At 51.1% G+C, this 17,916-nt stretch carries 16 protein-coding genes and 1 pseudogene; 10 read left to right on the top strand and 7 right to left on the bottom strand.

The genetic code is table 11. The annotated features are described in order from the left end of the window. Window positions 1–56 precede the first annotated feature (56 nt). The 6 genes from rplU to MON40_RS02600 all read left to right on the top strand — a co-directional run bounded on the left by rplU (window position 57) and on the right by MON40_RS02600 (window position 7,603). Window positions 57–365, top strand: coding sequence for a 50S ribosomal protein L21 (gene rplU / locus MON40_RS02625; protein WP_003763980.1), 309 nt, complete (start codon window positions 57–59; stop codon window positions 363–365). 25 nt (window positions 366–390) lie between these two features. Next, window positions 391–663, top strand: a complete 273-nt coding sequence (gene rpmA / locus MON40_RS02620) for a 50S ribosomal protein L27 (protein ID WP_002212328.1) — start codon at window positions 391–393, stop codon at window positions 661–663. Window positions 664–1,313: 650 nt separating this feature from the next. After that, complete coding sequence (ubiM, locus tag MON40_RS02615) at window positions 1,314–2,498, top strand: 5-demethoxyubiquinol-8 5-hydroxylase UbiM (RefSeq protein WP_003757044.1); 1,185 nt, start codon at window positions 1,314–1,316, stop codon at window positions 2,496–2,498. Between the two features lie 352 nt (window positions 2,499–2,850). After that, window positions 2,851–5,541, top strand: coding sequence for a bifunctional [glutamate--ammonia ligase]-adenylyl-L-tyrosine phosphorylase/[glutamate--ammonia-ligase] adenylyltransferase (glnE, locus tag MON40_RS02610; protein ID WP_003780152.1), 2,691 nt, complete (start codon window positions 2,851–2,853; stop codon window positions 5,539–5,541). A 313-nt stretch (window positions 5,542–5,854) separates the two neighbouring features. After that, complete coding sequence (locus tag MON40_RS02605) at window positions 5,855–6,388, top strand: SMI1/KNR4 family protein (RefSeq protein WP_003780155.1); 534 nt, start codon at window positions 5,855–5,857, stop codon at window positions 6,386–6,388. Window positions 6,389–6,832: 444 nt separating this feature from the next. Beyond that, window positions 6,833–7,603, top strand: coding sequence for a hypothetical protein (locus MON40_RS02600; RefSeq protein WP_242925986.1), 771 nt, complete (start codon window positions 6,833–6,835; stop codon window positions 7,601–7,603). Window positions 7,604–7,790: 187 nt separating this feature from the next. Here the strand turns inward: MON40_RS02600 and lptB are convergent, their stop codons facing one another. The 6 genes and pseudogenes from lptB to MON40_RS13465 form a co-directional block, all read right to left on the bottom strand. Further along, window positions 7,791–8,525: an LPS export ABC transporter ATP-binding protein gene (gene lptB, locus MON40_RS02595; RefSeq protein WP_003766063.1), complete on the bottom strand. Its 735-nt coding sequence runs from the start codon at window positions 8,523–8,525 to the stop codon at window positions 7,791–7,793. Window positions 8,526–8,618: 93 nt separating this feature from the next. Next, window positions 8,619–9,149 carry a lipopolysaccharide transport periplasmic protein LptA gene (lptA, locus tag MON40_RS02590; RefSeq protein ID WP_003766057.1) on the bottom strand — a complete coding sequence of 177 codons (531 nt, stop codon included), beginning with the start codon at window positions 9,147–9,149 and terminating at the stop codon, window positions 8,619–8,621. Further along, complete coding sequence (lptC, locus tag MON40_RS02585; protein ID WP_003780161.1) at window positions 9,130–9,711, bottom strand: LPS export ABC transporter periplasmic protein LptC; 582 nt, start codon at window positions 9,709–9,711, stop codon at window positions 9,130–9,132. Before lptC ends, lptA begins: the two co-directional genes overlap by 20 nt. Continuing rightward, complete coding sequence (locus MON40_RS02580; protein ID WP_003780162.1) at window positions 9,708–10,244, bottom strand: KdsC family phosphatase; 537 nt, start codon at window positions 10,242–10,244, stop codon at window positions 9,708–9,710. Before MON40_RS02580 ends, lptC begins: the two co-directional genes overlap by 4 nt. Window positions 10,245–10,321: 77 nt before the next feature. After that, window positions 10,322–11,296 (bottom strand): KpsF/GutQ family sugar-phosphate isomerase, encoded by a 975-nt coding sequence (locus MON40_RS02575; RefSeq protein ID WP_003780163.1) that lies wholly within the window; start codon window positions 11,294–11,296, stop codon window positions 10,322–10,324. A gap of 57 nt (window positions 11,297–11,353) precedes the next feature. Then, a pseudogene (locus MON40_RS13465) lies at window positions 11,354–11,461 on the bottom strand (IS5/IS1182 family transposase); the annotation flags it as partial. Between the two features lie 75 nt (window positions 11,462–11,536). Here MON40_RS13465 and tal point away from each other — a divergent pair. The 4 genes from tal (at window position 11,537) to MON40_RS02555 (ending at window position 15,179) form a co-directional block, all read left to right on the top strand. Continuing rightward, entirely contained in the window at window positions 11,537–12,592 is a 1,056-nt protein-coding gene (tal, locus tag MON40_RS02570) for a transaldolase (protein ID WP_003780164.1), read from the top strand. Between the two features lie 876 nt (window positions 12,593–13,468). After that, window positions 13,469–13,930, top strand: coding sequence for a pilin (locus tag MON40_RS02565; protein ID WP_003780165.1), 462 nt, complete (start codon window positions 13,469–13,471; stop codon window positions 13,928–13,930). A 120-nt stretch (window positions 13,931–14,050) separates the two neighbouring features. Further along, entirely contained in the window at window positions 14,051–14,491 is a 441-nt protein-coding gene (locus MON40_RS02560; RefSeq protein ID WP_039863283.1) for a pilin, read from the top strand. Window positions 14,492–14,684: 193 nt separating this feature from the next. Beyond that, the gene (locus MON40_RS02555; RefSeq protein WP_003780167.1) at window positions 14,685–15,179 is read left to right on the top strand and encodes an REP-associated tyrosine transposase; all 495 of its coding nucleotides are present in this window, start codon (window positions 14,685–14,687) and stop codon (window positions 15,177–15,179) included. A gap of 368 nt (window positions 15,180–15,547) precedes the next feature. Here the strand turns inward: MON40_RS02555 and uvrD are convergent, their stop codons facing one another. Then, a complete protein-coding gene (gene uvrD / locus MON40_RS02550; protein ID WP_003780170.1) occupies window positions 15,548–17,755 on the bottom strand; it encodes a DNA helicase II in 2,208 nt (735 codons plus the stop codon). Window positions 17,756–17,916: the final 161 nt, after the last annotated feature.

Genomic DNA, 17,916 nt, shown 5'->3' with positions numbered 1-17,916 from the left:
TCGTGTTTCGCACAATGGTGTGCGGGATATTAACCATAATTCTCATGGAGTTGAGTATGTACGCGGTCGTAAAAACCGGCGGCAAACAATATAAAGTTGCCGTTGGCGAAAAATTGAAAGTAGAACAGATACCAGCCGAACTCGACAGCCAAATCGAACTGACCGAAGTTTTGATGATTGCTGACGGCGAATCTGTAAAAGTTGGCGCTCCTTTCATTGAAGGCGCAAAAGTAACAGCTAAAGTAGTAGCCCATGGTCGCGGCGAGAAAGTACGCATTTTCAAAATGCGCCGCCGTAAACACTACCAAAAACGCCAAGGCCATCGCCAAAATTTCACCCAAATCGAAATCGTGGCAATCGCCTAATTTTTGAAACTTAGGAGTATTACAAATGGCAAGTAAAAAAGCAGGCGGTAGCACCCGCAACGGTCGCGATTCAGAAGCCAAACGCTTGGGCGTAAAAGCCTACGGCAACGAGCTGATTCCGGCAGGTTCCATCATCGTCCGCCAACGCGGTACCAAATTCCATGCCGGCGACAACGTAGGCATGGGCAAAGACCACACTTTGTTCGCCAAAGTTGACGGTTATGTTGAATTCAAAACCAAAGGCGCGCTGAACCGTAAAACGGTCAGCATCCGTCCTTACACCGGTTCTGAAGAATAATCCAAGTTTATCGTGATATTGAGAAAGCCGTATTTCTTAGGGAATACGGCTTTTTTGTTTGTATGGGTTGGCAATGATTTTGCCATCGCCGATTCAATCTTAAACAGCGCAAACAACAAAGCAACACACGATACAACAGACACGATAGGAAACTATAGTGGATTAACTTTAAATCAGGACAAGGCGACGAAGCCGCAGACAGTACAGATAGTACGGAACCGATTCACTTGGTGCTTCAGCACCTTAGAGAATCGTTCTCTTTGAGCTAAGGCGAGGCAACGCCGTACTGGTTTAAAGTTGATCCACTATACACTGTACTGCTTAAAAGCCAAGCTACTACAAAATTTCAGACGACCCCCTCGCCCTCATGATAATCTTATCCTTCCCATACTCTGGCGTAAGAAAAAAGCAAACCCATATAGCCGCTACTTATTGTTTTTAAAACATGGCATGATACGCAACACATTGCCGCCATTGACTTACATTAAGCTCAGCGTAAAAAATCATTCACGATATAAATACTTGAATTACTCAATCGATACTTTTGCTATAATCAATTACTCAATGCAGATTACCCTTATCTCATTCAAACACAGTAAACTTAAGGTCGTCTGAAATTATCCGTCCCCCTTTAACAAAAAGGATGCCTCATGAGCTTACACAGCGATATTCTTGTCGTCGGCGCAGGACCTGCCGGGTTGAGTTTTGCCGCAGAACTGGCCGGCAGCGGTTTGAAAATCACCCTGATTGAAAAAAGCCCTTTAGAAATTTTACAAAACCCTCCTTATGACGGGCGTGAAATCGCATTGACCCACCTGTCCCGCGAAATTATGCAACGCTTGGGCATGTGGGATTTGATTCCGAAAGACGAAATTTACCCCTTGCGCGATGCAAAAGTCTTGAACGGGCAGTCCGATTACCAACTCCACTTCCCGCAACCGACCCAAGCGCGCGGTGAACCTGCCGACTGCTTAGGCTATCTGATTTCAAACCACAATATCCGCAAAGCTGCTTATGAAGTCGTATCCAAACTGGAAAACGTTACCATCCTGACCGGTACGGGCGTCAAAGAAGTCAAAACCTCCGAAGACGAAGCCCAAGTCATCTTGGAAAACGGCGAAGTTTTGAGCGGCCGCCTACTCTTGGCAGCAGACAGCCGCTTTTCCCAAACCCGCCGACAACTGGGCATTTCCTCCGATATGCACGATTACAGCCGCACCATGTTTGTCTGCCGCATGAAGCATACCCTGTCCAACCAGCATACCGCTTACGAATGCTTCCACTACGGCCGCACCATCGCCCTGCTGCCTTTGGAAGAGCACCTGACCAACACAGTCATTACCGTCGATAGCGACAAAGCAGACACCATCAAAAAAATGTCTCCCGAAGAATTGGCAGCCAGCGTCAAAGAGCAGCTCAAAGGCCGTTTGGGCGACATGGAATTGGTCAGCACTATTCACAACTACCCCTTGGTCGGCATGATTGCCCAACGCTTCTATGGCAAACGCAGCGCCTTAATCGGCGACGCCGCCGTAGGCATGCACCCTGTTACCGCACACGGTTTCAACTTGGGTTTATCCAGCGCGGACCTCTTGGCAAAACTGGTTCTCGAAGCGGAACAACGCGGTCAAGACATCGGCGCCGCCAGCCTGCTGGAAAAATACAGCACCAAGCATATGCTCCATGCCCAGCCGATTTACCACGGCACCAATATGCTGCTCAAACTCTTTACCAATGAAACCGCGCCCGCCAAAATCTTGCGCGGCTTGGTATTGCGTGCCAGCAACAACTTCCCGCCACTGAAAAAACTGATTACCAAACAACTCACCGGCTAATCCGTTTAAACACATCAAAAGGTCGTCTGAAATGTTTTTCAGACGACCTTTTAACTATCCAATCAAATATAGTGGATTAAATTTAAATCAGGACAAGGCGACGAAGCCGCAGACAGTACAGATAGTACGGCAAGGCAACACCGTACCGGTTTAAAGTTAATCCACTATAACAAACTTCCCATGCCGTAAAACACACCCGTTCATACGCCTGAGTTCTGCAGTTTCAGACGACCTCCAAGATTGCTATGATATAGTGGCTTGACTTTAAACTGGTACGGCATTGCCTCGCTTTTTCCTGATTTAAAGTGAATCCACTATCCCACTCCTATCATCCTTCCAAACGGAATCCCAAATGTCCGACAACCGCCTCGACACCGCCCGCCGTCATTCCCTGTTCCTCGCCCGCCAGCTCGACAACGGCAAACTCAAGCCTGAAATTTTCCTGCCCATGCTGGACAAAGTGTTGACTGAAGCGGATTTCCAAGCCTTTGCCGACTGGGACAAAATCCGCGCGGAAGAAAACGAGGAAGAATTGGCGCGGCAGTTGCGCGAGTTGCGCCGTTATGTGGTGTCGCAGATTATCGTGCGCGATGTAAACCGCATCAGCGATTTGAACGAAGTAACCCACACGATTACGCTGTTTGCCGATTTTGCCGTCAATACCGCGCTGGACTTTGCCTACGCCTATTATCGGGACATGTACGGCACGCCGATCGGGCGTTATACCAAATCGCCGCAGCATTTGAGCGTGGTGGCGATGGGCAAGGCGGGCGGCTATGAGTTGAACGTGTCTTCCGACATTGATTTGATTTTCGTCTATCCCGAATCGGGCGACACCGACGGCAGGCGCGAACGGGGCAACCAGGAATTTTTCACCAAAGTCGGGCAGAAACTGATTGCGCTGCTGAACGACATCACCGCCGACGGGCAGGTGTTCCGCGTCGATATGCGGCTGCGGCCGGACGGCGATTCGGGCGCGCTGGTATTGAGCGAAACCGCGCTGGAGCAATACCTGATTACGCAGGGGCGCGAATGGGAACGCTATGCGTGGTGCAAAGGCCGCGTGGTCACGCCGTATCCGAACGACATCAAATCGCTGGTGCGCCCCTTCGTGTTCCGCAAATATCTGGATTACAGCGCGTATGAGGCGATGCGGAACCTGCACCGCCAAATCCGCAGCGAAGTCAGCAAAAAAGGCATGGCGGACAACATCAAACTCGGCGCGGGCGGCATCCGCGAAGTCGAATTTATCGCCCAAATTTTCCAAATGATACGCGGCGGACAAATGCGCGCGCTGCAACTGAAAGGCACGCAGGAAACGCTGAAGAAACTTGCCGAGCTGGGCACCATGCCGTCTGAAAACGTTGAAACCCTGCTTGCCGCCTACCGCTTCCTGCGCGACGTCGAACACCGCCTGCAATACTGGGACGACCAACAAACCCAAACCCTGCCCGCCTCGCCCAAACAGCAACAACTGCTCGCCGAAAGCATGGGTTTCGACAGCTACGCCGCCTTTTCAGACGACCTCAACGCCCACCGCACCAAGGTCAATCAGTTGTTCAACGAAATTTTGAGCGAACCCGAAGAGCAAACGCAAGACAATAGCGAATGGCAATGGGCATGGCAGGACAAACCCGACGAAGAAGAGCGGCAAGGCCGTCTGAAAGAACACGGGTTCGATGTCGAAACCATCGCCGCAAGGCTCGACCAAATCCGCAACGGTCATAAATACCGCCACCTTTCCGCCCACGCCCAGCCGCGTTTCGACGCCATTGTACCGCTGTTGGTACAGGCAGCGGCCGAGCAAAACAACCCGACCGATACGCTGATGCGGCTGTTTGACTTCCTCGAAAACATCAGCCGCCGCTCCGCCTATCTCGCCTTTCTCAACGAGCATCCGCAAACCTTGGCGCAACTGGCGCAGATTATGAGCCAAAGCTCATGGGTGGCGGCGTATCTGAGCAAATATCCGATTCTGCTGGACGAACTCATCAGCGCGCAGCTTTTGGATACCGCGTTCGACTGGCAAGCCCTCGCCGCCGCCCTTTCAGACGACCTCAAAGCCTGCGGCGGCGACACCGAAGCGCAAATGGACACCCTGCGCCGCTTCCAGCACGCCCAAGTCTTCCGCCTCGCCGTCCAAGACCTCGCCGGACTGTGGACGGTAGAATCCCTCTCCGACCAACTCTCCGCCCTCGCCGACACCATCCTCGCCGCCGCCCTGCCATGCGCGTGGGCGGACATGCCCAAAAAACACCGCGACACCCCGCAATTCGCCATCGTCGGCTACGGCAAACTCGGCGGCAAAGAACTCGGCTACGCCTCCGACCTCGACCTCGTTTATCTCTACGACGATCCCCATCCCGACGCAGGCGACGTATACAGCCGCCTCGCCCGCCGCCTGACCAACTGGCTTTCCGCCGCCACCGGCGCAGGCAGCCTCTACGAAACCGACCTGCGCCTGCGCCCAAACGGCGACGCCGGCTTCCTCGCCCACAGCATCGCCGCCTTCGAAAAATACCAGCACGAAAACGCATGGACGTGGGAACACCAATCCCTCACCCGCGCCCGCTTCATCTGCGGCACACCCGAAATTCAGACGGCCTTCGACCGCATCCGCACCGAAATCCTCACCGCCGAGCGCGACCAAACCGCCTTGGCAGGCAAAATCATCGAAATGCGCGAAAAAATGTTCCCCACCCATCCGCCGATTGACAGCAACGTCAAATACGCACGCGGCGGCGTGGTCGACGTCGAATTTATCGTCCAATACCTCATCCTTGCCCATGCCCGCCGATATCCGCAACTCCTCGACAACTACGGCAACATCGCCCTCTTGAACATCGCCGCCGACTGCGGCCTCATCGGCAAAACCCTCGCCGAACAAAGCCGCACCGCCTACCGCTTCTACCGCCAGCAGCAACACAACACCAAACTGCGCGACGCGGAAAAAACCGAAGTAACCGACGAATTGCTGGCACATTACGGCAATGTCAGGAAATTGTGGCGGGAAGTGTTCGGGGAGGAGGCGAAACTCGGATAAAGCGGATGTTACGAAGAGGGATTAAGTCATTAGCTGCATAGCGTGGGTTCTACTACCTAAAAATCACCGCAAACCCGTAGCGTGGGCTTTGCCCACGAATCAAACCCAAAATTTCAGACGGCCTCTTTTACCCAACATTATCGTGGGCAAAGCCCACGCTACAATGTACACACACGGGGCAAATAGAGATGTAGGTCGGATACTTGTATCCGACAAAAACATTTGATGCGTCTATCGTTTCCGAAATACCGCTGTTGGAAATGTCGGATTCGGGAATCCGACCTACGGGCTGAAATCAATAAGGAAGAACATTATGTCCCAAGTTTTTAAAGATTTTGATTTGTCCTCCGTATGGGAAGCTAATAGTTGGGCAGATGAAAACTACAAAGAAGCTCCGTTTACCCCTGAAATTTTGGCTGCCGTAGAAAGTGAGCTAGGCTATAAATTGCCGCAAAGTTTTATTGAATTGATGGCAGTACAAAACGGCGGGATATTTGTCAAAAACTGCTTTCCAACCACGCAGAGAAATTCGTGGGCAAAAGATCATGTGCAAATTTGCGAGGTATCGGGAATCGGTTTTGAAAAAGAAGGGAGTCTGTGCGGCGAGATGGGGCAAAAACTTTGGCTGAAAGAATGGGAGTATCCGCCTATCGGCGTGTATTTTGCCAACGACCCGTCAGCAGGGCATGCCATGTTTGCCTTGGACTATCGAGAGTGTGGAAAAGACGGAGAGCCGAAAGTGGTGCTTGTCGAACAAGAATGGGATTTTGAAATAGTCGAACTTGCCCCCGATTTCGAAACCTTTATCCGCAGCTTGCGACATGAAGATGAGTTTTCAGATAAGTAAATACAAAATTGAAAAGGGTAAGTCGTCTGAAATCCGTAGCGTGGGCTTTGCCCAAAATTTCAGACGACCTCTTTTAGCCGTCATTATCGTGGGCAAGGCCCACGTTACAATGTACACCGACGAGGCAAATAGTCGTCTGAAAACGAGAGCAACGAGCTTTGCCGAAACCTCCGCCGTCATTCCCGCGCATGCGGGAATCCAGATGTAGGTCGGATACTTGTATCCGACAAAAACATTTGACGCGTCTGTCGTTTCCGAAAAACCGCTGTTAGAAATGTCGGATTCGAGAATCCGACCTACGGCTGACTTGAAAGTAATGAGAAAAATGGAAATCTTTGCAAAATTCCCTACCCCCCTTAAAGTCCAACCCAGACATTTAAGGGGTTTCTCATAAGCACCTTGGAATGTTATGCGAAATAATAAAGGTTTGAAGAGGTCTTAAAAATGGAATTAAATAAAAAAATTATTACTTTATTTATGTGTTTTTTTGTAGTTTCATGTGGCAATCAGCCCCATTCACCGTATAAAAAGAATATTGCTAATGATATTAGAAATCCTAAACTACAAAGTAATCTTCATTTTGAATGTCATTCTTCTGAATATAAGTTTAATACTCTTCCCCCGATTCCTAGTGTTCCAGAAAATGCTATTGGAGTAATGCTGGCAGATGAGCAGATAAATAATGCGCCTTTCAACCGTTCGCGTCGTCTGACTATTCCCATGAATACTGGATTAATCATTTCTAAGTTGCAGAACTTAGGATTTCAAGAGGTTAGCCAAGAAAGCTTTGACGGGAAAAACCTGTATAGCACTACTGTTATTGATGGCTCCATCTACTCCATATATTTAATATTTAAAGATTTTGTTAAACCTGATTGCAACTATGAAATTAGACTGAAATATTCCAATGGGAAAGTAAATGGTGTAGAGGTTCCATTGGGATATAATGGTTGGATCTTTAAAGATATCACCATCCCCAAATTAATCATCTCTACCATCAACCATAAAAACAAACCGGATAATCTGTTTCAAGACCTGCTGGACAAACATATCCAAAATATCGAAACCTTTAAACAGAAACAACCGCTTAATAAAGAGCTGATCAGTACGCGTGCCGTATATGATGGGATTACTTATGAAATCAACTCGTTCGGAGGTGGTAGGGTAACGATGTTGCAAATCTATCGATATAAAGACGGCAAAAAATTCCATTAATAAGGCTGTAATACGCGTAGGTTGGGTCTAGATCCAACAAAAGCTGTTGAATCTTCTGCAATGTTGGGTTTTCAACCCAACCTACCCGAAAGGTCGTCTGAAAACGTTTTCAGACGACCTTTCTGACGCTTTGTTATTTTAAAACCGCACAATTGATTGTGCGGTTTGTCATGGTCAGTATTTGAAATCAGTATTTGAAGTTTTCGCCGAGATAGACGGAGCGGACTTGTTCGTTGTTGACCAAGTCGTCCGGCTTGCCGGAGGCGAGGACGGTGCCGTCGCTGATGATGTAGGCTCTGTCGCAGATGCTGAGGGTTTCGCGTACGTTGTGGTCGGTAATGAGTACGCCGATGCCGCGCGATTTGAGGAAGTCGATGATTTTTTGGATGTCGATGACGGCGATGGGGTCGACGCCGGCGAAGGGTTCGTCCAGGAGGATGAAGCGCGGCTGCATGGCGAGTACGCGGGCGATTTCGACGCGTCGGCGTTCGCCGCCGGACAGGGAGGGGGCAGGGTTGTGGCGCAGGTGGCCGATGTTGAGGTCGGCAAGCAGTTTTTCGACTTCGCCATCGATGCGGCTTTTGTCTTTGGTGCTGATTTCTAAAATGGCGCGGATGTTTTGTTCGACGGTCATTTTGCGGAAAATCGAGGCTTCTTGGGGCAGGTAGCCGACGCCTAAGCGGGCGCGTTCGTGTATGGGCAGGTGGCGCAGTTCTTGTCCGTCGAGGGTAACGCTGCCTGCGTCGGCGGCGATGAGTCCGACGATCATGTAAAAGCTGGTGGTTTTGCCTGCGCCGTTGGGGCCGAGCAGGCCGATGACTTCGCCGCTTTCGATTTCGAGGGAGAAGCTTTTGACGACTTGGCGTTTTTTGAAACTTTTTTGCAGGTTTTGAACGACGAGGCGGCTGGTGTTTTCGCTCATAAATGACTCTTGGTTCGGAGGTCGTCTGAAAATGTGGCTTGGGGAACTTGCTATGTTGGTTTTCAGACGACCTTTGGTGTTGTCAGATGCGGGTTATTTGGTTTTTTGGGTGCTGGACGGTTGGATGACGACGCTGACCCTGCCGGATTTGGCGGCGGATTTGGCACCTGATTTGGAGCTGCCGTTGATGGTATAGACTTCGGTTTTGGTGTTGTAGGTGATGACTGCGCCTTCGGCAACGTCGCCGCCGCGTTGGACTTTGGCGTTGCCGGTCAGGGTAACGAGGTTGATGGCGGAGGAGTAGGTTACGTTGTTGGCTTGTCCGTTAACCGTGCCTTTGTTGTCGTCGAGTGTCTGGCTGAAGCGGACGGGCGAGCCGCTGGCTTTCATAAACTGTTCGCCTTTGTCGTTGCGGGAGACGTTGACGCTGCCGGCGCGGATGTTGAGCGTGCCTTGTTTGATGATGACGTTGCCGGTGAAGGTGGTGCTTTGGTTGTTTTGGTCGAGCGAGCCTTGGTCGGCTTCAATCTGTATCGGCTGCTTGCTGTCGCTTTGCAGGGCGTAAGCGGGGGCGGTGGCGAAAAATGCGGTTAAAACACATGCCTTACATATTTTTTGTATCATAAATCGTGGCTTTCACTCTGGATGGGAAGTTCAACAAACCTTTTTTGTGGTCATACGTCAGACCTTCGGCGTTGCCGCTCGATTCGCCGTATTGGAAGGTAACGGGCGTGTCGGTTTGGGCGTATTGCGATTCGGTGTCGACGTGCAGAAGATCGGTTTTGACGACGCCCGCCTGCCGCTTGGCATCGGCGGCTTTGGTCAGGACGACGTTGTGTTTGAACAGGAGTTGTTTGGTTTGGGTGTTGTACACGGCTTCGTCGCTGCCGACGTCGTAAAGCCGGCTGCCTTCTTGGAAGAAGACGAGGTGCGGCAGCTCGAAATGGACGTCGTTGCTTTCGGGAAACTGTTTCGCCCCTTTTGCGCTCAGATGCTCTTTCAGACGACCTTGTTCGTCAAACCGCCGCCCGTCTATGCCGTCCATCGTGTATTGCGGCTGGTTGGGGTTGAGTTTGACTTCTTCGATGTCGATTTCGCTGATGCGCCCCAGCCATGCCGACAATCCGCCGAGCGCGACCGCCAGCACCAAAGGGAATGCGATTCCGTACCGCCATCTTACTTTCATTTGATGTACTCGTTCAAAGCCGCGCCCAGCGTACCTTTCGCGCGCATAATCAGGTCGCACACTTCACGCACCGCGCCTGCGCCGCCCGCGTGTTTCGTAATATAGGCGGCGTGTTGCAGCGTAAACCAATGCGCGTTGGGGACGGCAACCGGCAATCCGCAGCGCACCATCACCGGCAAATCGACCACGTCGTCGCCGACAAAGGCGCACTCGCCTTCTTCTACGCCCGCCTGCGCACACAATTCTTCATAGGCGGCGCGCTTGTCCGAAATGCCTTTGAAGTAGTAATTTATGCCCAACTGTTTGACGCGGATGCCGACGGAGGGCGCGTCCCGACCTGTGATAATCGCAGTCTGCACGCCGCTTGCCTGAAGCATCTTCAAGCCGTGTCCGTCCAATGTGTGGAACGATTTGATTTCTTCGCCGTTGTCGCGGATAAAGATGCGGCCGTCGGTCAAAACGCCGTCCACATCCAATATCAGCAGCTTGATATGCGCCGCGCGCTGTTGCAGCTCGGGGTCTAAGGTTTGCATAGTGTTTCCTTGCGGATTGCTAGGTTTCAGACGACCTATTCTAACATAAAGGTCGTCTGAAAAAGGTTAGCCCGCCTTTACACAATCCGCGCCATCAGTAAATCGTGCATATTCAGCGCGCCGGTCAACACGCCGTCGGCATCGGTTACCAAAAGCCCGTTCACATGGTTTGCCTGCATGACTTTCAGGGCTTCGGTGGCGAGGCGTTCGGCGGGGATGGTTTTGGGGGAAGGATGCATGATTTCATCGACGGTCAGTCCGTCAAAGCGGTCGCGCTGTTGGAACAGGCGGCGCAAATCGCCGTCGGTGAACACGCCTTTCAGACGACCTTGTTCGTCCGTTACCGCCAGCATACCCAAGCCTTTTTCGCTCATACTGACGATGGCCTCTTTTAAGGGCGTGCCGAGTCGGACGGCGGGCAGGGCGTCGTCTTTGTGCATAATGTCTGCCACGCGTAAAAGCAGGCGTTTGCCGAGGCTGCCGGCGGGGTGGCTCAAGGCGAAATCGTCGGGCGTAAACGCGCGTGCGCGCAAAAGGACAACTGCCAATGCGTCACCCAAAGCCATGACGGCGGTGGTGCTGGTGGTCGGGGCAAGTCCCAGCGGGCAGGCTTCTTTGGAAACTGACGCGGTGATGTGAATGTCGGCATGGCTCGCCATGGTCGAATCGGGGCGGGCGGTAATGCAGATGAGGGTAATGTTTTTGCGTTTGAGCGCAGGGATGATGGCGGCAATTTCGTCGCTTTCGCCGGAATTGGAAATTGCGACGACGACGTCGTTGTCCACAATCATGCCCAAATCGCCGTGTGCCGCTTCCGCAGGATGGACGAAAAACGCGGGTGTGCCGGTCGAAGCCATGGTCGCCGCTATTTTGCGCCCGATATGTCCCGACTTGCCCATGCCTGTGATGACGACCCTGCCTGTGCAGTGCAGCAGCGCGTCTGCCGCAAGGACAAAGTTTTCGTCCAATTCCGCCGCAATTTCGCGCAAGCCTTCCGCTTCGGTGTGCAACACTTCGCGCGCCCAATCGAGATATTGACCGTTTCCTGCCATAATTTCATGCCTTTTTGTGTTCGTTTTATATCGTTTTGGACATCATTAAATGCCCTAATATAGTGGTTTAACTTTAAACCAGTACGGCGTTGCCTCGCCTTGCCGTACTATCTGTACTGTCTGCGGCTTCGTCGCCTTGTCCTGATTTAAATTTAATCCACTATAATCTATCCAAATTTTCCGAATAGGGGTAGCATTACCGCCTGCTTCGCAAATAACCTATATTTAAAGGAATCAGAGATGACTATTTTATCGGACGTTAAAGCATTAGGACAACAAATCTGGCTGGACAACCTTTCCCGCTCACTCGTACAAAGCGGCGAATTGGCGCAAATGCTGAAACAAGGCGTGTGCGGCGTCACTTCCAATCCCGCCATCTTCCAAAAAGCCTTCGCCGGCGACGCGCTTTACGCCGATGAAGTCGCCGCCCTCAAGCAGCAAGACCTCAGCCCCAAACAACGCTACGAAACCATGGCGATTGCCGATGTACAGGCAGCCTGCGACGTTTGCCTTGCCGAACACGAATCCACCGGCGGCAAAACCGGTTTCGTCAGCCTCGAAGTTTCCCCAGAGCTTGCCAAAGACGCACAAGGCACAGTAGAAGAAGCCCGCCGCCTCCATGCCGCCATCGCGCGTAAAAACGCCATGATTAAAGTTCCCGCCACCGACGCAGGTATCGAAGCACTCGAAACCCTCATCGCCGAGGGCATCAGCGTGAACCTGACCCTGCTGTTCTCACGCGCCCAAACCCTCAAAGCCTACGCAGCCTACGCGCGCGGCATCGCCAAACGCTTGGAATCAGGACAAAGCGTTGCCCATATCCAAGCCGTCGCCAGCTTCTTCATCTCCCGCGTGGACGGCGCGCTTGACGCAACGCTGCCCGACCACCTCAAAGGCAAAATCGCCATCGCCCTTGCCAAAGCCGCCTACCAAGACTGGGCGCAATACTTCGGCAGCACCGAATTTGCCGCGCTGGAGGCAAAAGGCGCAAACCGCGTGCAACTCTTATGGGCATCCACAGGCGTCAAAAACCCCGCCTATCCCGACACGCTCTACGTTGACAGCCTGATCGGCGCGCACACCGTCAACACCGTTCCCGACGCTACCCTCAAAGCCTTCATCGACCACGGCACAGCCAAAGCCACGCTGACCGAAGGCGTGGAAGAAGCACAAGCGCAGCTTGCCGAAACCGCCGCGCTCGGCATAGACGTAGAAACACTCGCCAACCGCTTACAGGAAGACGGTTTGAAACAGTTTGAAGAAGCCTTCGACAAACTGCTCGCCCCGCTGGCTTGATGGTCAAAACCCAAGCCAGCCTTAGCAACCCGGTTTCTAAGCTTCACCGATAAAACAAACCCAAAAGGTCGTCTGAAAACCTCAATTCGGGATTTCAGACGACCTTTTGCCGTTTCCATCATCTATATAGATTCAAATAAATGCCAAATATCATCACAGTGATTATTTCAATACTGGCAGAATCTGCCAAAAATAATGTGCAAAATCGAAAAAAGGCAGGGCGGGTATCCCTATCGATTATCCCCTTTTTAAAAGAGGCTTCGAACGCTTAAAACAATCATTCAAAATTAAATTAATTTCCATAAATTTCTATTATGAATTACCGTCTATCCTAAATAAATACCGAATATCAAAATATCATATTAAAAATATTATATAAATCAATTTATTAAAAATATCTAAATTTCAAGAACACCGCTTATCTAAATAATCATACCGTTTGTCAAAATATTCAAATATTATTAAAAACGGCTTTCAAAAGTGACGAAACACGGCACGTGACACAAAACGTCTTCTTCACCTCCCCCAAAAAAATCAAAAAATGACAAAACACGTCATATCGCAGAAACAATCCCACGTCATAAAAAAACCCAAATCTGCCCGAAAAATCCTTCAAAACAAATTTAAACCTATTAAAAACATAAAATTACAAAATATTTTCATAAAAAATCCAAAAAAATCCAAGCTTGGCACATCCCCTGCTTGATACATTACGTCCGGCAAGGGAAACGAAGCAACGAAGCCCGAACCGGGAAGCTGTATATTCCTTCTACTTGATGGTTTTACTCATAAACAAGCAGAGCCAAACACATTACGGATTTTTTAACAACAAACATTTTTTTTATTCACAACACTTTTTAAACTGGAGTTTATTAAATGAAAGCAATCCAAAAAGGTTTCACCCTGATCGAATTGATGATCGTCGTAGCAATTATCGGTATCCTGGCCGCTATCGCCCTGCCTATGTACGGCGACTACACTGCCCGCGCACAAGCGACTGAAGGCTACGAACTCTTGGGCGGTATGAAAACGCCTTTGGTTGAGGCAGTGGCTGCAAGCAGTAACGCTAATGCATGTAAAAATGATGCTGCTTGGTACACCTCTTCTGTGCGCACAGGTAAATATGTAAGTGGTGTTGTACCTGCCGCTGCTGGTACTGGTGATGCTGCGACTTGTGCTTTGACTGCTACCTTCAAAGCAGCAACCGAAGGTGTCAATGATAAAGTAGCTACTAAAACAATTACCATGACACTGACTCCTGCAACTGGTGCTTGGGCTTGTACTACAAACCTGGCTGACAACGTAGCACCTGCTGCTTGCCGTGCTGCTAAAAAATAACAACGACAAATTCCATAAATAGTGAATAACAAAGCTCGCTCTGGCGGGCTTTTCTACCATCTATTCAAGCAAATCGGGCAAACCGATTCCTTTTCTACTCACTTCATTAAAGGTCGTCGTATGAAACAACAAGGTTTTACCATTACCGAACTGATGATTGTCGTCGCCATTCTCGGCATACTTGCCGCCATTGCCCTGCCGTTGTTCGGCAACTATACCGCTAAGGCGCAGGCAACTGAAGGGCATGAAATCCTTGCCGGTCTGAAAAGCCCGTTGGTCGAGGCTATTTCTACCGAGGGCATCAATGCTTGCGATGCCACTAAACCTTGGTTTACCTCCAGCGTACATACGGGCAACTTCGTCAACGACGTTGCTCTGAAAAAGACTGAAACCCAATGCCTGCTGACCGTTACTTTCAAAAGCAGTGGCGTAAACGACAAAATCACCAATAAAAAAATTAATATCCGCTATACCGTAGGAACTGGGGTATGGGAATGCGGTACGAATGTAGACAAAGAATTACGCACCGCTTCATGCCAAGGCGACCTGCTGTCGCTGTAATTAAAGGCGTAGGTCGGATACTTGTATCCGACAAAAAAACGATGTCCACACCTTGAGAAAATTCGGGAATGATTGGAATGTCGGATTCGAGAATCCGACCTACATGGATTGTTCGGTTTCGATGTAGGTCGGATACTTGTATCCGACAAAAATCTTTCCGAAAAACAAAAATTTAATTTAAAAAAGGGAATTCATGCGATACCGACGCTTTTATCAAACGGGCGGTACTTACTTTTTTACGGTGGTTGCTGACAAACGACAAAAAATCCTGACTGATGAAACGGTGCGTTCGGCCTTGCGGCAGGCGGTAATGACGGTTCGGGAGCGGTATCCGTTTGAAATTGAAGCATGGGTGCTGATGCCCGACCATCTGCATACGATTTGGCGTCTTCCTGAAAATGATGCCGCTTATTCGGAACGTTGGCGGCAAATTAAACGGTACAGCCAATATTTGATTGGAGGGGAATGTCGGCTTTGGCAAAAAAGGTTTTGGGAACATACCATTCGTGATGAAACGGACTTTATCCATCATTTCAATTATCTACATTTTAATCCCGTAAAGCATGGCTATGTCGGTCAGGTTTCCGATTGGCCGTTTTCTACTTTTCACCGTTATGTGAAACAGGGGATTTACCCAAAGCACTGGGGTGGAAGCAATGTGGATTTCAGCATTAAATATGATGGGTAAGTCGGATACTCATATTTGACAAACGTTTTATGTTTTACCGCTTTTGATTATGGCGGAAATGTTTGAAAATGTCGGATTCAAGAATCCGACCTACATGTACTGAAAAACGCTTTTCAGACGACCTTTTGCCTCATCGGTGTACATTGTAGCGTGGGCTTTGCCCACGAAAATGGCGGGTAAAAGAGGCCGTCTGAAATTTTGGGCTTGATTCGTGGGCAAAGCCCACGCTACGGGTTTCTATTCTCCTGCTACGTTTTTTGCCCATAGGTCGGATTCTCAAATCCGACATTTCCAACAGCGGTTTTTCGGAAACGACAGACGCGTCAAATGTTTTTGTCGGATACAAGTATCCGACCTACATTTTAAATTTACATCTCTTCCAATTTCGCAAATTTGGTATCCAGCTCTTTCACGCCCTGTTTGCCGAAGTTGATGGTCAGTCGGGCGGATTCGCCTTTGTCCACGGCATCGATGATGACGCCGGTGCCGAATTTGGCGTGGCGGACGTTTTGTCCGATGCGGAAGCCTGCGTAGGTTTGGGGCTGTTTGTAGTCGTCGATGATTTTGTCTTTGGGCGCGGCGGTTTGGCGCGGGCTGCCGTAGCTGTCGTAGGCGGTCTTTTTGACGGACAGGTAGTGCAATACTTCGGGTGGGATTTCTTCGACGAAGCGGGAGACGATGCCGAATTGGGTTTGCCCGTGCAGCATCCTTTGTTGCGCCATGGTGATGTAGAGGCGTTTGCGGGCGCGGGTGATGGCGACGTACATGAGGCGGCGTTCTTCTTCGAGGCCGCCGCGTTCGGCAAGGCTCATTTCGCTGGGGAAGCGGCCTTCTTCCATGCCGGTGAGGAAGACGGCGTTGAATTCCAAGCCTTTGGCGGCGTGGACGGTCATGAGTTGGACGGCTTTTTCGCCCGCGCCTGCTTGGTTTTCGCCGGACTCGAGGGCGGCGTTGCTTAGGAAGGCGAGGATGGGGAAGGCGGGGTCGTCTGAAATGTTGTCGGGCAGAATTTCGAAGTTGCTGTCTTCGGGTTTGAACTCGATGGCGGCGTTGACAAGTTCGTCGAGGTTATCGAGGCGGTCTTGGTTGTCGCCTTTTTGGGTTCGGTAGTGTTCGGTCAGGCCACTGTCTTTGAGGATGCCGACGATGATTTCGGGCAAGGGCATTTGTCCGACTTGGTTGCGCAGTGCTTCAATCAGGCGGACGAAGGCGGCGACTTTGGCGGCTTTTGCGCCGGCATTGCAGGCTGCCTGCCAGAGGGTAATGCCTTGTTCGATTGAGGCCGTCTGAAGGTTTTCGATGGTGCGTGCGCCGATGCCGCGCGGCGGGAAGTTGATGACGCGCAAGAGGGCGTTGTCGTCGTCGGGATTGACGGCGAGGCGCAGGTAGGCGAGCGCGTGTTTGATTTCTTGGCGTTCGTAAAAGCGCAATCCGCCGTAGATTTTGTAGGGAATGCCGCTGCGGAACAGGCTTTGTTCGATGACGCGGGATTGGGCGTTGCTGCGGTAGAGGACGGCGATTTCGTCCAAATCCCAGCCTTCGCGTTCGAGGGCTTTGGTTTCGTCAACAATGAACTGGGCTTCTTCGAGGTCGGTAAAGGCGGAGTAGTAGCGGATTTTGTCGCCTGCTTCGGCGTCGGTGCGCAGGTTTTTGCCGAGGCGTTCGTCGTTGTTTTCGATGACGGCGTTGGCGGCGGCGAGGATGTTGCCGACGGAGCGGTAGTTTTGTTCGAGTTTGACGGGCGCGTCGATGTGGAATTCTTCCATCAGCGCGGTCATGTTGCCGACGTGCGCGCCGCGGAATCGGTAGATGCTTTGGTCGTCGTCGCCGACGGCAAACACTGCCGCGTTGCCGCCCGCCATGAGTTTCAGCCAGGCGTATTGCAGTTTGTTGGTGTCTTGGAACTCGTCGACCAGAATGTGATTGAAGCGGTTTTGGTAGTGTTGGCGCAGGATTTCGTTGCTTTGCAGCATTTCGTAGCTGCGGAGCATGAGTTCGGCAAAATCGACTACGCCTTCGCGTTGGCAGATTTTGTCGTATTCGGCGTAGCATTCAATCATGCGGCTTGTGTGCGGGTCTGGTGCGCTCAACACGGAAGCGCGCAAACCGGATTCTTTTTGCGCGTTGATAAAGCCTTGCAGCGAACGCGGCGCGATGATTTCTTCGGCGATGTTGAGGCTTTTGAGCAGGCGTTTAATCAGGGAAAGCTGGTCGCCGCTGTCGAGGATTTGAAAGGAAGACGGCAGGCCTGCGTCGCGGTGGTGCAGCCGTAGAAAGCGGTGGCAGAGACCGTGGAACGTGCCGAGCCACATGGCGCGGACGTTGATGGGAATCATCGCGCCGAGTCGGGTTTGCATTTCTTTGGCGGCTTTGTTGGTAAACGTTACCGCCATAATGCTGTGTACACTTGCCTGACCGGTTTGCAAAAGCCATGCGATGCGCGTGGTCAGCACGCGGGTTTTGCCGCTGCCCGCGCCCGCCAGCACAAGGGCAGATTGCGGCGGCCAGGTTACGGCGGAGAGTTGTTCGGGATTCAAGCCTTGCAGCAGATTGGGGGCGGATTGGTCGGGAAACATGGGAAGAGGCCGTCTGAAAAATGTGAATACGGTATTTTAATGGAAACGGCAAAGGTCGTCTGAAAAGATGTTTCAGACGACCTTTCGATATCGAATGCTGTCTATCAGGCAAAAGTTTGACAAGCCGAGACAGCCTGCTGACGACATTGATTTAGAAATTG

This window comes from Neisseria macacae ATCC 33926 (assembly GCF_022749495.1).
In the GTDB taxonomy this organism is placed as follows: domain Bacteria; phylum Pseudomonadota; class Gammaproteobacteria; order Burkholderiales; family Neisseriaceae; genus Neisseria; species Neisseria macacae.
Note: the sequence above shows the minus strand (reverse complement) of the source record. Positions and strands in the feature narration are given on the sequence as shown.